The organism is Actinacidiphila glaucinigra (assembly GCF_900188405.1).
GTDB classification, from domain to species: Bacteria; Actinomycetota; Actinomycetes; order Streptomycetales; family Streptomycetaceae; genus Actinacidiphila; species Actinacidiphila glaucinigra.
The window spans coordinates 1-14118 of sequence record NZ_FZOF01000006.1; the positions used below are offsets into that span (position 1 = coordinate 1).

At 74.7% G+C, this 14118-nt stretch carries 13 protein-coding genes; 8 read left to right on the forward strand and 5 right to left on the reverse strand.

The genetic code is table 11. The features are described 5' to 3' along the window. Nucleotides 1–265, reverse strand: a 265-nt coding sequence (locus CHF15_RS13485) for a helix-turn-helix domain-containing protein (protein ID WP_143681560.1), incomplete at its 3' end; no start/stop codon positions are given. Nucleotides 266–884: 619 nt separating this feature from the next. On the opposite strand from CHF15_RS13485, the gene CHF15_RS13490 reads away from it, so the two are divergent. Further along, the gene (locus CHF15_RS13490; RefSeq protein ID WP_143681561.1) at nucleotides 885–1361 is read left to right on the forward strand and encodes a hypothetical protein; all 477 of its coding nucleotides are present in this window, start codon (nucleotides 885–887) and stop codon (nucleotides 1359–1361) included. Nucleotides 1362–1377: 16 nt separating this feature from the next. Here CHF15_RS13490 and CHF15_RS13495 read toward each other — a convergent pair whose 3' ends face one another. Then, the gene (locus CHF15_RS13495) at nucleotides 1378–2850 is read right to left on the reverse strand and encodes a polysialyltransferase family glycosyltransferase (RefSeq protein ID WP_322975680.1); all 1473 of its coding nucleotides are present in this window, start codon (nucleotides 2848–2850) and stop codon (nucleotides 1378–1380) included. Nucleotides 2851–3011: 161 nt separating this feature from the next. Here CHF15_RS13495 and CHF15_RS13500 point away from each other — a divergent pair, with 161 nt between their 5' ends. Beyond that, nucleotides 3012–3377 carry a YciI family protein gene (locus CHF15_RS13500; RefSeq protein WP_089224014.1) on the forward strand — a complete coding sequence of 122 codons (366 nt, stop codon included), beginning with the start codon at nucleotides 3012–3014 and terminating at the stop codon, nucleotides 3375–3377. A 57-nt stretch (nucleotides 3378–3434) separates the two neighbouring features. After that, nucleotides 3435–4739, forward strand: coding sequence for an RNA polymerase sigma factor (locus CHF15_RS13505; protein WP_089224015.1), 1305 nt, complete (start codon nucleotides 3435–3437; stop codon nucleotides 4737–4739). Nucleotides 4740–4895: 156 nt separating this feature from the next. On the opposite strand, the gene CHF15_RS13510 is transcribed toward CHF15_RS13505, so the two are convergent. Further along, entirely contained in the window at nucleotides 4896–5162 is a 267-nt protein-coding gene (locus CHF15_RS13510; RefSeq protein ID WP_143681562.1) for a hypothetical protein, read from the reverse strand. Nucleotides 5163–5548: 386 nt separating this feature from the next. On the opposite strand from CHF15_RS13510, the gene CHF15_RS13515 reads away from it, so the two are divergent. Further along, nucleotides 5549–6175, forward strand: coding sequence for a histidine phosphatase family protein (locus CHF15_RS13515; protein WP_089224017.1), 627 nt, complete (start codon nucleotides 5549–5551; stop codon nucleotides 6173–6175). 170 nt (nucleotides 6176–6345) lie between these two features. Then, on the forward strand, nucleotides 6346–9063 hold the full coding sequence (locus tag CHF15_RS13520) for a SpoIIE family protein phosphatase/ATP-binding protein (protein WP_089224018.1): 2718 nt from the start codon (nucleotides 6346–6348) through the stop codon (nucleotides 9061–9063). Nucleotides 9064–9082: 19 nt separating this feature from the next. Here the strand turns inward: CHF15_RS13520 and CHF15_RS13525 are convergent, their stop codons facing one another. Together CHF15_RS13525 and CHF15_RS13530 are read right to left on the reverse strand one after the other, a co-directional pair. Next, nucleotides 9083–10063 (reverse strand): acyl-CoA dehydrogenase family protein, encoded by a 981-nt coding sequence (locus CHF15_RS13525; protein ID WP_089224019.1) that lies wholly within the window; start codon nucleotides 10061–10063, stop codon nucleotides 9083–9085. Further along, nucleotides 10060–11211: an acyl-CoA dehydrogenase family protein gene (locus tag CHF15_RS13530; protein ID WP_089224020.1), complete on the reverse strand. Its 1152-nt coding sequence runs from the start codon at nucleotides 11209–11211 to the stop codon at nucleotides 10060–10062. Before CHF15_RS13530 ends, CHF15_RS13525 begins: the two co-directional genes overlap by 4 nt. Before the next feature lie 47 nt (nucleotides 11212–11258). Here CHF15_RS13530 and CHF15_RS13535 point away from each other — a divergent pair, with 47 nt between their 5' ends. The 3 genes from CHF15_RS13535 to CHF15_RS13545 all read left to right on the forward strand — a co-directional run bounded on the left by CHF15_RS13535 (nucleotide 11259) and on the right by CHF15_RS13545 (nucleotide 13948). Continuing rightward, nucleotides 11259–12044, forward strand: coding sequence for an SDR family oxidoreductase (locus tag CHF15_RS13535; protein ID WP_089224021.1), 786 nt, complete (start codon nucleotides 11259–11261; stop codon nucleotides 12042–12044). 148 nt (nucleotides 12045–12192) lie between these two features. Beyond that, nucleotides 12193–12744: a TetR/AcrR family transcriptional regulator gene (locus CHF15_RS13540; protein WP_245938845.1), complete on the forward strand. Its 552-nt coding sequence runs from the start codon at nucleotides 12193–12195 to the stop codon at nucleotides 12742–12744. A gap of 46 nt (nucleotides 12745–12790) precedes the next feature. Then, complete coding sequence (locus tag CHF15_RS13545) at nucleotides 12791–13948, forward strand: acetyl-CoA C-acetyltransferase (RefSeq protein ID WP_089224023.1); 1158 nt, start codon at nucleotides 12791–12793, stop codon at nucleotides 13946–13948. Nucleotides 13949–14118: the final 170 nt, after the last annotated feature.

Below are 14118 nucleotides of genomic sequence, written 5' to 3' on the forward strand. Positions count from 1 at the left end.
CGGGGGTGGTGCCGGTGCCGTCCTCGACGTACAGGTGGATCCCGCAGGCCTCGGCCGCGGCCCGGCGTACCGCCTCCAACGGAAGTTCCAGGCCCCGTGACAGACCCTCCAGCGTGGACTGCTGCGGCATCCGGGCCACCCGCGCGGTCGTCGCCAGGTGATGCACCGTCGACCGCGGGACACCACCGCGCCGCGCCACCTCACCGTACGACCAGCCCCGCTGCTCCAGCCGGCGCTTGATCAGTTCCTGCAGTGCGTTCACCACGGGATGGATTCTTCCTGCTAGCACGTCGGTTGACCCGTCCGAGTGAGGTCGAGTCTACAGCGGGCCCACCCACCCGACCCGGACCCACACCCCCCCACCTGCACCTTCACCCCGGTGTGCCACGCCGTACGGAGCGAACTGCCGCGAAATGCTTGCCGCGGGGCGGGCCAGGGGCTAGCGTCCAATGTCATCAGACAACTCGTCCGATGACTATGGACGACGCGGCGCGGACCCGCTTCCGCCCACCCGCCCCACCGGGCTCCCCCGCGAAGGCGGTCCGCATCCCGGAATCCCGGCGGCGATTCCGCGCTCCCCCGGGCGGTTTTGTCCGGCGTCGCCAAAACTGCCCTCCCTTCTCCGAATCCCGTACCTTCAACGCTCCGGGACGCGGCGCGTCACGCCCGGCGCCGGTCACGTCGGACGGAATCTAGAGGTGATCAACGCCCCCGAAACCCGGTTGCCCAAAACTGGCCGCTTTTGCCCCATCCGATCAAGTGATTCAACGTCATGGGCATTGCTCTCAGCACATGCCGACAGCAGATATATGCATGCTGCCTCGGCTCCCCCGGCCGGACCGCCGTCCGCACGCTGATCACTTGCAGCAGAACCCGGGAGTGGTATGTGCGACGAATTCTGCGGGCCCGCCCTCGCGGCATGGCTCGCCCGAGGAGCCGACGGGACAAGGCGCCGCCTCGACGAGTGGGCGCGTGCCAGGAACGGGGTGGCGCTGCTGCCGGTCGGCCACCGGTGGGACGCCGTCAGGATCCCCGAACGGCCCGGCCACCAGGTCCTCGCACGGCTGCGGGACAGCGCCGCGCCCGTCGGGCCCGCCATGTGGGACCGGCGCTGCGGCTTCCTGTACTTCCTGGTGCCGCCCCGTGCCGGGGACGTCTGGTCCCCGCTCGGGCTGCGCTTCCTGACCCGCGGCGGATGGCTGGCCGCCGCCGACCCGCGGCAGCCCGCCCGGCACCCTGCCCTGTGGCTCTGCTCCGGGGGCGACGCCGAACTCACCGGCCCGGCATATCTCTACCTCGCCTGCCTGGAGGTGCTGACCGCCGGCGCCCGCCCCCTGCCGCGGGTGTCCGCGCCCCTGTGAGCCGGCCGCCAGCCGTTCACGTCCGCAGCGCCCGCCCGCCGCGCACGGCGCCCACCGCCCGTGCGGTGCGCACCATCCGGCGCACGGCGGGGTGGCGGCGCAGGGCCCCGGCACGGACCGGGCTGCCCCCGGGCAGCCGCAGGCTGGTGAGCCGGCGCCGCTTGAAGTACTGCGGGTGGCGCGGCAGATGACGGCGGAGCCACTCCTCGGCCTCCGGGCGCAGCGCCGGGTGGAGACGGGCCTGCATGCAGTACCCCACGGTCCGCAGCAGCGGGGCCAGGGTCGCCTCCACCACCTCGACGGTCAGGGCCGGCGCACGGCCGAGGAGCCCGGTGTCCCGCTCCAGGTCGGGAAGGGCGGCGTCGACGAGGGTGAGCGGAACGCGGTCCGCGTTCTCGTACGGGGCCATCCGCTCCAGCAGCCGTCCGGTGCCGACGCGGGCGGCGGGGATGCCGTGCAGGGCCGCGGCGGTGACCAGGGCGGCCGAGGAGCAGCCGACGACCAGCGCGGGACGGAACCGCGTCAGGAGCGCCTCGGCGGCGACGGGGCCCTCCAGGACCGCCAGTTCCACGCCGAGTTCGGCGGCGGTCCGGCCCAGCGAGTGCGCCAGGTCCCGGGGCGCGCCGGGGCCGGGGGCGTACAGCAGCGAGGTGTGACCCGCCGCGACCGCGCCGCGGAGCATGCGCGCGTGGAGCCCGGCCTCCTCGCGTTCGTCCACGAGGCCGCTCGCGCTCAGGTGCTCGCCGAGCAGGAGGGCGGTGTGCCGTTCCGGAACCGGCGGGACGAGATCCGCGTCCGCCATCCCCTCCAGCGTGCGCAGCAGGACGTCCCCGGGGACGGCGACGGGCTCGACCGCGTGCTCGGCGAGCAGCATCGGGCGCAGCCCCGGCAGCAGGTCGACATGGAGCAGCCGCACGATGCGGCAGCTCAGGCCCGCGGGCAGCCGGTCGGCGGTGGGGCCGTAGCCCGTCAGACCGGCGGCGTACACATGGACCGGGCTCTCGGCGAAGATCTCGGCGACCGAGCGGGCCGGCGGGGAGTGCGGCGCCTCGCAGACGAGCTCCACGGGGCCGTCGCCCAGGTCCCAGGCGAGCCGCAGCGCCCGCTCCCACAGGGTGAGGTCCTCCTCGCGGGGCGCCCAGTCCGCCGGATGGTGCGGGGCGATGGCGGCGTTCCAGGAGCGCACGGCGTCGAAATCGGGGCGCAGGGCCGCGAAGCCAGGCGTGCGGTCGAGGGGTGTGGCGAGCTCGGGGACGGCCGAGACGTCGCTCACCACGAGAAGACGGCGGCGGCCCTCACGGGGTCCGAACAACCCCGCCCGGATGGCCGCCGTGACGGTCGCCGCCGCGTACAAGGTGGCGGCGAAGAAGATCTGGGTCATCGACTCGTCCTTCGTGTCACCGCGCGCCCGGCGCGGCTTCCGGTCCGGGGCGCGGCGCTGCCGCTCGGCCATCAGCATCACCGACCGGCTCCCGCCGGTCCAAGCCACGGCGCCGGATGTCACCGGTCCGAGTGAGCGGGGGCCCGGAACGACCCGCAGCGCGTGCGCCGGAAAAAACTTCCGCCGACGTGTCGATCCGCGCGCCGCCCGTTCGACGCGTAGGCAGGAGCGGGGAGGATCCCCTCCGGTACACGAAGAAGGAGAACGCGATGCGTTTCATGTCCCTGATCCGGATCAACGAGGACAACGTTCCCGAGGGCGGTCCCGACGAACGGCTGATGGAGGAGATGGGCACGCTCATCGAGGAGATGTCCAAGGCCGGGGTGCTGCTGGACACGGCCGGTCTGCGGCACACCTCCGAGGGGACGCGGCTGCACTGGGACCACGGGAAGCTGTCCGTCGTCGACGGGCCCTTCACCGAGTCCAAGGAGTTCATCGGCGGCTACGCGATCATCCAGGCGAAGTCGAAGGAGGAGGCCGTCGAGTGGACCAAGCGCTTCCTGCAGATCCACGGCGACGCCTGGGAGATCACCTGCGAGCTGCGGCAGGTCGAGGAGGCCCCGGAGCTCTCCTGAGCGCCGCCGCCGGCCGCCGGTTGCCCTCGCCGGGAGCGGCTGCTCTGATGGGTGGCTGTGACGGCTTCGGCTCCCGCTTCAGGCACCGATGACGCCCGCCGCGCGATCGAGGCGGTGTGGCGGATCGAGTCGGCCCGGGTGATCGCCGGTGTCGCGCGGATCGTGCGCGACATCGGCGTCGCCGAGGAACTCGCCCAGGACGCCCTGGTCGCCGCGCTGGAGCAGTGGCCGGTGGCCGGCGTCCCGGACAACCCGGGCGCCTGGCTGACGGCCACGGCGAAGCACCGCGCGATCGACCTCGTCCGCCGCAAGGAGGTCTTCGCGCGCAAGCTCCGGGAACTGGGCCACACCCTGGAGGAGGACGGGGCGTACGAGCCGGACTTCGCGGCGGCGGAGGCCGCCGCCGACGGCGACATCGAGGACGACCTGCTGCGGCTGGTCTTCACCGCCTGCCACCCGGTGCTGTCCACCGAGGCCCGCGTGGCGCTCACGCTGCGACTGCTCGGCGGTCTGACGACCCCCGAGATCGCGCGCGCCTTCCTGGTCCCGGAGGCGACCGTCGCCCAGCGCATCGTGCGGGCGAAGCGGACGCTGGCGAAGGCGGACGTGCCCTTCGAGCAGCCGCACGGGCCCGAGCGCGTCGAGCGGCTCTCCTCCGTCCTGGAGGTCATCTACCTGGTCTTCAACGAGGGCTACTCGGCGACCGCGGGCGACGACTGGATGCGCCCGGCCTTGTGCGAGGACGCGCTGCGCCTGGCCAGGGTGCTGGCGGGGCTGATGCCCAAGGAGCCCGAGGCGCACGGCCTGGCCGCGCTGCTGGAGATCCAGGCCTCGCGTTCCGCGGCCCGTACCGGCCCCGACGGGCAGCCCGTCCTGCTGGCCGACCAGGACCGGCGGCGCTGGGACCAGCTGCTGATCCGGCGCGGTTTCGCCGCCCTGGCCCGCGCCGAGGCGGCGGGCGGTCCGCCGGGCCCGTACACGCTGCAGGCCGCCATCGCCGCCTGCCACGCCCACGCCCTGCACTCGCGGGACACGGACTGGCGGCGGATCGCGGAGCTGTACGCGGCCCTGGCGCGGCGCACGCCGACCCCCGTGGTGGAACTCAACCGGGCGGTCGCGGTCACCATGGCGTACGGGCCGCGGGAAGGACTCGCGCTCGTGGACCGGCTCATCGACGAGCCGGCGCTGCGCGGTTACCACCTGCTGCCGAGCGTCCGCGGTGATCTGCTGGAGCGCCTCGGCCGGCACGCCGAGGCCCGCGAGGAGTTCCTGCGCGCCGCCTCCCTGACCCGCAACGAGCGCGAACGGGCCCTGCTGGTCGAACGCGCCGCCCGGGCGAGCCTTGCGGCCAAAGGCCGCTAGGCCGTCTCGTGACATGCCCTCCCCCCACCTTCGGCCGGGGGAGTTGTCGAATCGTCCGAGTCAGCCCACTGAGAGGACGACTCTCCGCCTCGCGACGCACCGCACCCGGGGGCACCTCCCAGCGTCGGCTGGGGCAGCCCCTGTTGACGACCCGGCCTAGGGGGTCGGCGGCCGGGCTCCGGACGACGGGCGGCGGGCGCGGCCACCGGTGCTGTCGATGGCCTCGACGACGGGATGGCGGTGGGCCTGGGGCCCGCGCAGGGCGTGCAGCATCACGAACATCATCAGCGGGCCGAACAGGGCCACGGCAAGGATGAAGATCGCGCCGATCGGCACGCCCAGCCCGACCGCGACCACCACCGCCGCCGCCGCGACGAGCCCGAGAAGCCCGTAGTGGCGGCCGGTCACCCTCGTCCTGTCCATCGCGGCCTCCCGCGGTCTCGCCGACGGCCCGCTTCTCATCGTACGGCGGCAGCCGCACGCCGCATCCGCACACCAACGCCCCCTGCCCGCGGCCCGGGTGACGGACGGGCCCGCGGCGACGGCGCGCGCCCCCCGAAGTCACGCGCGGACCACCGCGCGCCCTCACCGAGGGCCGCCGGGCGGGTGGACATACATCCCGCTCATGGGATCATCCTGCGGTGCGCCGCCCGCGGCGCGGCGGGAACCGCGGCCCGCGCGCGGGGCGTCGCCACATGCGGCCGCCGCGTCACCGGAGTCCGGAGCGTCCCTCCGCACGGTCCCCGCCCCACGCGTACGACCGCGCGCAGGACACCCATCGTCGTCGACACACCCGAGAGGGGCAGGGCATGACCGGAACGGCGAGCCGCTACCTCTACCTCACCCGGCACGCCGAGGCGCTGCCGGACCAGAGCGGCCTCACGGAGAACGGCTTCCGGCAGGCCGGACTCCTCGGCGAGCGGCTGCGCGGCTCCCCGATCTCCTCCGTCCACCACGGTCCGCTGCCCGGGGCCGCCCGATCCGCGGCGCTGATCGGCGAGCGGCTGGGAAGCGGGGTGCCCGTGACGGCCGACGATCTCGCGGGGGACTACCCGCCGTACTTCCCCGCGGAGTCCGAGCTGCCGCCGGACAGCGCGTACTACCTCTCCCGCTTCCTCGACCACTTCTCCCCCGAGGAGCGCGCCTGGGGTCCCCAACTGGCCGCCGGGGCGCTGACCCGGTTCGCCGGGCCGATGGCGGCGGGCAAGGCGGCACACGAGCTGCTCGTGACGGGCAACTTCCTGATCGGCTGGCTGGTGTCGGCGGCCCTGGACGCACCCCGCTGGCGCTGGCTCAGCCAGAACCACGCCCACGCCGCCCTGACGGTGATCCGCTACACGCCCGGCCGCCCGAACTCGGTGCTGCTCCTCAACGACATGCGGCACCTCCCCGAGGAACTGCGCTGGACCGGTTTCCCGGCCGAGCTGCACTTCTGAGGGCGGTCGCCCCGATCCCCCGGCCGGCCACCGGGCACGGCCCCGCGGCGAGCGCCGGCGCGCGGGCCCGGCATCCGGTCGGGGGACCTTGTGGCCTATGGCAGCGGCAACCCGGGCAGTGTTAGAAATGTCGACATGGTCGACGTTTTCGACCGATTCGGGGCGTGTCAATGCGGTCACTGACCGAGAAGGGCCCGCGGAGCGTCGCCGGACAGGTTTTCATCCTGCAGGTGGCGGTCGTGGTGCTGCTCGTCGCCTGCGGCGTGTTCGCGCTCGTCCTGCAGTCCCGGCACGACAGCGAGCGCGAGGCCGTCACCCGTTCCACAGCCGCGGCGAGCACCTTCGCGCGCTCCCCCGGCCTGGTCGACGTGCTGAAGGAACCCGACCCCGCCAAGACCCTCCAGCCGATCACCGAACTGGCCCGCAAGGAGGCCGGGGTCGACTTCATCGTGGTGATGGACACCCACGGGATCCGCTACACGCACCCGATCCCCGGCCGGATCGGCGAGCGGTTCGTCGGCACCATCGAGCCGTCGCTGCAGGGCGAGGTGTACACGGAGAGCGTGCACGGACCCCTCGGCCACGAGGTCCAGGCGGTGGTGCCCGTCTTCGACCCCGTCGACGACCCGGACGGGCGGGTCGTGGCCCTGGTGTCGGCCGGTATGAAGGTCGAGAACGTGACCGGTGTGGTCGCCAGGCAGCTGCCGATCATCCTCGGCGCCGGCGCGGCGGCGCTCGCCCTGGCCATGGGCGGCACGGCACTGATCGCCAGGCGGCTGCGCCGGCAGACCCACCGCCTGGACCCGGCCGAGATGGCCCGCATGTACGAGCACCACGACACGGTGCTGCACTCCGTGCGGGAGGGCGTGCTCATCGTCGACGACGAAGGACGGCTGCTGCTCGCCAACGACGAGGCCAGGCGTCTGCTCGACCTCGCCCCCGACGCCGAGGGCCGGCGGATCACCGACCTGCCGGGGCTCGACCCCGGCACGGTGGAGCTGCTGACCTCCCGGCGGGTGGCCACCGACGAGGTGCTCCCGGCCGGCGACCGCCTGCTGGCGGTGAACCAGCGGCCCACCGACGGCCACGGCGGCCCCAAGGGCTCGATCGCGACCCTGCGCGACTCCACCGAACTGCGGGCGCTGTCCGGCCGCGCCGAGGCCGCCAGGGAACGCCTCAAGCTGCTCTACGACGCGGGCCTGGGCATCGGCACCACCCTCGACGTGGTGCGCACCGCCGAGGAGCTGGCCCAGGTCGCCGTGCCGCGCTTCGCCGACTTCGTCACCGTCGACCTGGCCGACCCCGTGCTGCGCGGCGAGGAGCCGAGCGGCGCCGCCGGCTCCGACATGCGCCGTACGGCCGTCAACGGCGTCCGCTCCGACGCCCCGCTCTACCCGCTCGGCAAGCTGATCGACTTCCTGCCCTCCACCCCGCAGGCGCGGGGCTTCGGCAGCGGCCGCTCGGAGATCGTCGCCGACCTCTCCGCCGACCCCGGCTGGCTCGCCCAGGACCCCGAGCGCACCGACCGGGTCGTCGGGTACGGCATCCACTCGCTGATCGCGGCCCCGCTCAAGGCGCGCGGAGTGGTGCTGGGCATCGCCAACTTCTGGCGTTCGGAGAAGCCCGAGCCGTTCGACGAGGACGACCTCTCGCTCGCCGAGGAGCTGGTGGCCCGGGCCGCGGTCAACATCGACAACGCGCGCCGCTACACCCGTGAGCACGCCCTCGCCGTCACCCTGCAGCGCAGCCTGCTGCCGCGCGCGCTGCCCGAGCAGAGCGCCCTGGACGTGGCCCACCGCTACCTGCCCGCGCAGTCCGGCGTCAGCGGCGACTGGTTCGACGTGATCCCGCTGCCGGGCAACCGGGTGGCGCTGGTGGTCGGCGACGTCGTGGGCCACGGGCTGCACGCCGCCGCGACGATGGGGCGGCTGCGTACCGCGGTGCACAACTTCTCCACCCTCGACCTGCCGCCCGACGAACTCCTCGGCCACCTCGACGACCTGGTCGGGCGCATCGACCAGGACGAGTCCGGCACCAACGTCGGGGCCGGCGTCATGGGCGCCACCTGCCTGTACGCGATCTACGACCCCGTCTCGCGGCGCTGCGCGATGGCGCGGGCCGGGCACCATCCGCCCGCCCTGGTCCGCCCCGACGGCGGCGTGGAGTTCCCCGACCTGCCCGCGGGACCGCCGCTGGGCCTCGGCGGCATGCCGTTCCAGACCGCGGAACTGGAGCTGGCGGAGGGCACCCATCTCGTCCTGTACACCGACGGGCTGATCGAGGACCGCACCCGGGACCTCGACGTCGGCATGGAGATGCTGAGGCAGGCCCTGGCCGCGCACCCGGACCGGCCGCCCGAGGAGAGCTGCCAGGCCGTGCTGGAGGCGCTGCTGCCGGGCCGCCCCAAGGACGACGTGGCGCTGCTCATCGCCCGGACCCGCGCCACCCCCGCCGACCACGTCGCCGAGTGGGACGTGCCCGTGGATCCCGCGGCGGTGTCGGGGATGCGGGCGGCCGTCGCGGCGAAGCTGGACGAGTGGGGCCTGTCGGAGCTGGCCTTCGGCATGGAGCTGGTGCTCAGCGAACTGATCACCAACGCGATCCGCTACGGCTCCGCGCCCATCGGGGTGCGGCTGCTGCTGGACCGCACCCTGACCTGCGAGGTGTCCGACGGCAGCAGCACCTCGCCGCACCTGCGCTACGCCGCCACCACCGACGAGGGCGGCCGCGGGCTGTTCCTCGTCGCGCAGGTCGCCGAGCGCTGGGGCACCCGTTACACCCCCGAGGGCAAGGTGATCTGGGCGGAGCAGCCGCTGCCCGCCTGGGCGGACCGCGCCCTGGCGGCGGGCGCGCGTCTGACGGGCGCGGTCGACGCCCCGGCGCGGTGAGACCTCCCGTCCCGGGGTCTCAGACGGGCGTCTCCGCCAGCACACGGGCCCGGCACCGGGCCGGGGTGCCCCAGGCGGAACGCAGCGCGCGGGCCTTGGTCAGCCACAGGGACAGGTCGTACTCGGCGGTGTAGCCGAGGGCGCCGTGCAGTTGCAGCGCGGTGCGCGCGGCCCGGTACGCGGCCTCGCCGCACGCCGCCTTCGCGGCGGCGACGTCGGCGCCGGCGCCGGTCACGGCGGCGCCGTGCAGCAGCGGCCGGGCGAACTCCAGGGCGATCAGGGTGTCGGCCAGCCGGTGCTTGACGGCCTGGAAGGAGCCGACCGGGACGCCGAACTGGTGGCGCCGCCGCACGTGCTCGACGGTACGGGCCAGCAGCGCGAGCCCGACGCCGAGCGCCTGTGCCGCCGTGACGAGGGTGGCCCGGTCGGCGGCGCGGGCGGCCGCGGCCGTGACGGCGGGCCCGGTGGCGAGGACCGCGGCGGTGTCCTCCCGCGGCAGCGCCAGGCGCCGCACGGGGTCGAGGGAGGCCTCGACCGGACCGTGTTCGCGGGCCAGCAGCAGCCGCTCGCCGCTCACGAGCAGGACGCCGTCGGCGGCGTCGGCGTCGAGGGCCCGGCCGCCCTCCGGAGCGGCGAGACCGAGCAGGGCCCGCCCCGCGGCGACGCGGGGCAGCCATTCCTCGGCGGGCCCCGGATCGGGCAGCGCGTCCAGGAGCGCGGCGGCGGCCACCGTCTCCGCGAGCGGCCCGGGCACGGCGTGCCGCCCCAGCTCGACGAAGGCGAGGGCGAGCTCCACGGGACGCGGGCCGAAGCCGTCGTACGCCTCCGGCACGGCCAGCGCGAACAGCCCGGCATCGGCCAGCCGCGCCCACAGCCGCCGCCCCCCGCCGTGCTCCCCCGCCGCCCAGGCGCGAGCCGTCTCCGGCGTCCCGGCGGCCGCGAGCATGCGGTCCAGTGTGCGGACGAAGTCCGCCTGCTCGGCGGTCGGCAGGAACCTCATCGGCGGCGTCCCTTCGGCAGCCCGAGCAGGCGCTCGGCGACGATGTCGCGCTGGATCTCGTTCGTGCCCGCGTACACCGGCCCGGCGAGGGCGAACACCCAGCCCTCCGCCCAGGGGCCGCCGGCGGCCTCCCCGAGGGGACCGAGCAGGTCCAGTGCGGTCTCGTGGAGGGCGATGTCCAGCTCGGACCAGAAGACCTTGGTGAGGCTGGACGCCCCGGCCCGCGGCGCGCCGCCCTCCGCGGCCCGGGCGGCTCCCGCGTAGGCGGCCAGCTGGTACGCGCGGGCGCCGATCAGCGCGTCCGCGACGCGGTCGGCGGCGGCCGGGTCCGCGTCCCCGCCGCGGGCGTGCCACAGGGCCGCCAGGCGCCGGGCGGACGCCGTGAAGCGGCCGGGGCTGCGCAGGGTGAGGCCGCGCTCGTCGGCCGCCGTGCTCATGGCGACCCGCCAGCCGTCGCCGGGGGCGCCGACGACATCGGCGTCGGGCACGAAGACGTCGTCCAGGAAGAGTTCGGCGAAGGCCGGCTTCCCGTCGAGGCGGGCGATCGGCCGCACGGTCACACCGGGCGCGTCGAGCCCGAACATCAGGTAGGTCAGCCCCTGGTGCGGCCGCGGCGCCTCGGGATGGCTGCGGAACAGCCCGAACGCGCGGTCGGCGAAGGCGGCGCGGGAGGACCAGGTCTTCTGGCCGCACAGCAGCCAGCCGCCGTCGGTGCGGGTGGCGGTCGAGCGCAGCGACGCCAGGTCGGAACCCGCCTCCGGCTCGGACCAGGCCTGCGCCCAGATCACCTCGCCGCTCGCCATGGGCGGCAGGACACGGTCGCGCTGCTCCTCGGTGCCGTGTTCCAGGAGGGTGGGGCCGAGCAGGCTGACGCCGTTCTGGCCGACCCGGCCCGGCGCGCCGGCGGCGTGGTACTCCTCCTCGAAGACCAGCCACTGCACGAGCGTCGCGTCGCGCCCCCCGTAGGCGGCGGGCCAGGAGACGACCGACCAGCGGTCCGCCGCCAGCCGGCGCTCCCAGGCGCGGTGGGCGGCGAAGCCCTCGGCCGTCTCCAGGGAGGGCAGCGGGACGGCGGGTACGTGCGCGGCGAGCCACTCCCGGGCCTGGCGCCGGAACAGCCGTTCCTCCGGGGTGAAGTCGAGATCCACCCGCTCCCCCTTCCCTAACAAGTGTTTGGTAGATTAACGTCGGTGGCGTGACTCCACCACCCCCGTACCAGCCGGGCCACGCACTGCTGGCGGACCGCACCGCGGTCGTCACCGCCGCGGCGGGCGCCGGCATCGGCGGCGCGACGGCCCGGCGCCTCCTGGAGGAGGGCGCCCGGGTGGTGGTCGGCGACGCCCACGCGCGGCGGCTGGCGGAGTGCACGGCCGCCCTGACGGCGGAGTTCGGGCCGGAGCGGGTCGCCGGGCTCCCCTGCGACGTCACGGACGAGGCCCAGGTCGCGGCGCTGCTCGACCTCGCGGAACGGCGGCACGGACGGCTGGACGTCGTGGTCAACAACGCCGGCCTCGGCGGCACCGCCGAACTGACCGAGATGACCGACGCGCAGTGGGGGAAGGTCCTGGACGTCACCTTGAACGGCACCTTCCGCTGCACCCGCGCCGCGCTGCGCCGGATGAAGGCCTCCGGTACCGGCGGCGTCATCGTCAACAACGCCTCCGTCGCCGGCTGGCGCGCCCAGGCCGGGCAGGCGCACTACGCCGCGGCCAAGGCCGGCGTCATGGCCCTCACCCGCTGCGCGGCGGTGGAGGCGGCGGCGTACGGAGTGCGGGTCAACGCCGTCTCCCCCAGCCTCGCGATGCACCCGCACCTGGTGAAGGTGACCACGCCCGGCGTGCTGGAGGAACTGACCGCGCGCGAGGCCTTCGGCCGCCCCGCGGAACCCTGGGAGGTCGCCAACGTCATCGTCTTCCTCGCCTCCGGCTACTCCTCGTACATGACCGGGGAGGTCGTCCCGGTGAGCAGCCAGCACGCATGAAGCGAGAATGATCCCCGTGCCGAAGACCACGCCGAAGACCACACCTGGGAAAGCGCCCGGGAACGCGCCGAAGACCGCGCCGAGGACCGCCAGGAGCCCCGCGGGCGGCGGAGCCGCCTCCGACGGGCGCCGCGCGGAACTCCTCGCCATCGCCGCCGGGGTGTTCGCCGCACAGGGCTACGACGCCACCACTGTGCGGCGGATCGCGGACGAGGCGGGGATGCTCGCGGGCAGCCTCTACTACCACTTCGACTCCAAGGAGTCGATGCTGGACGAGATCCTCTCGGCCTTCCTGGACGAGCTGTGGGCCGGGTACGAAGGCGTCATGGCGGCCGGCCTCGGCCCGCGGGAGACCGTCGAGGCCCTGGTCACCGCGTCCTTCCGGGAGATCGACCGGCACCTGGACGCCGTCGCGATCTACCAGCGGGAGGCCAGGCAACTGGCGTCCTCGCAGCCGCGCTTCGGCTATCTCGCCGATTCGCAGCGCAGGTTCGAGCGCCTCTGGCTCGGGACACTGGAACGCGGCGCCGCCGCCGGAGTGTTCCGCACCGACCTCGACCTGAGGCTCGCCTACCGCTTCATCCGCGACACCGTCTGGGTCGCGGCGTCCTGGTACCGGCCGGGCGGGCAGCACAGCCCCGAGGAGATCGCCCGGCAGTACCTGTCCATGGTGCTGGACGGCGTCACCGTCCGGGAGTGACGGAGCCGCCCCCGGTCCACCACCCGGTCCCCACGGAGGAGCAGTCATGGCCGAGGCCTACATCGTCGAAGCGGTCCGCACCCCGGTCGGCCGGCGCGGCGGCGGGCTGTCCGCGGTCCACCCCGCCGACCTCGGCGCCCATGTGCTGAGGGCGCTGGTGGAACGCTGCGGGGTCGACCCGGCCGCGGTCGAGGACGTCGTCTTCGGCTGCCTCGACCAGGTCGGCCCGCAGGCGGGCGACATCGCCCGCACCAGCTGGCTGGCGGCCGGGCTGCCCGAGGAGGTCCCCGGGGTCACCGTCGACCGCCAGTGCGGCTCCTCCCAGCAGGCCGTCCACTTCGCCGCCCAGGGCGTGCTGTCCGGCACCCAGGACCTCGTCGTGGCGGGCGGTGTGCAGAACATGTCGGCCATCCCCATCGGCTACGCCAACCACCGCGCCGTCGAACCGCTCGGCATGACCGGGGGCCCGTTCTCCGGCTCCGAGGGCTGGCGCGCCCGCTACGGGAGCACCCCGGTGAGCCAGTTCCACGGCGCCGAGCTCATCGCCGCGAAGTGGGGCATCGCCCGGGCGGACATGGAGGAGTTCGCGCTGCGCTCCCACCGGCGCGCGATCGACGCGATCGACGGGGGCCGCTTCGACCGCGAGCTCGTCCCGTACGCCGGTGTGACCGCCGACGAGGGCCCGCGCCGGGACACCTCCGCGGAGAAGATGGCCGCCCTCAAACCCCTGGTCGAGGGCGGCCGGCTGACCGCGGCCCTGTCCTCCCAGGTCTCCGACGGGGCCGCCGCCATGCTCATCGCCTCCGAGCGCGCGGTCCGCGAGCACGGCCTCACCCCGCGGGCCCGGGTCCACCACCTGTCGGTGCGCGGCGAGGACCCCGTCCGCATGCTCTCCGCGCCCATTCCGGCGACCGCGCACGCGCTGAAGAAGACCGGGATGACCATCGACGACATCGACCTGGTCGAGATCAACGAGGCCTTCGCCCCCGTCGTCCTGGCCTGGCTGAAGGAGACCGGCGCCGACCCCGCCCGGGTCAACGTCAACGGCGGCGCCATCGCGCTGGGCCATCCGCTCGGCGCCACGGGCGTGAAGCTGATGACCACCCTCCTGCACGAACTGGAGCGCACGGGCGGGCGCTTCGGCCTGCAGACGATGTGCGAGGGTGGCGGCCAGGCCAACGTCACGATCATCGAACGGCTCTAAGGCGCCGGGGCCCGCCCCGACCGCGCGGGGCCGTGGAGGGGACCGCCCGCCATGTGGTCGGGCGGTCGGCGCGGTTGGTGCGTTCGGTGCGGGCCCGCGCCTTGCCGGCCTGGGGTCGATGCCGCGCCGGGGTACGCCGTGCGGCACCACGGGTTGCCGTCGGCGCGGGC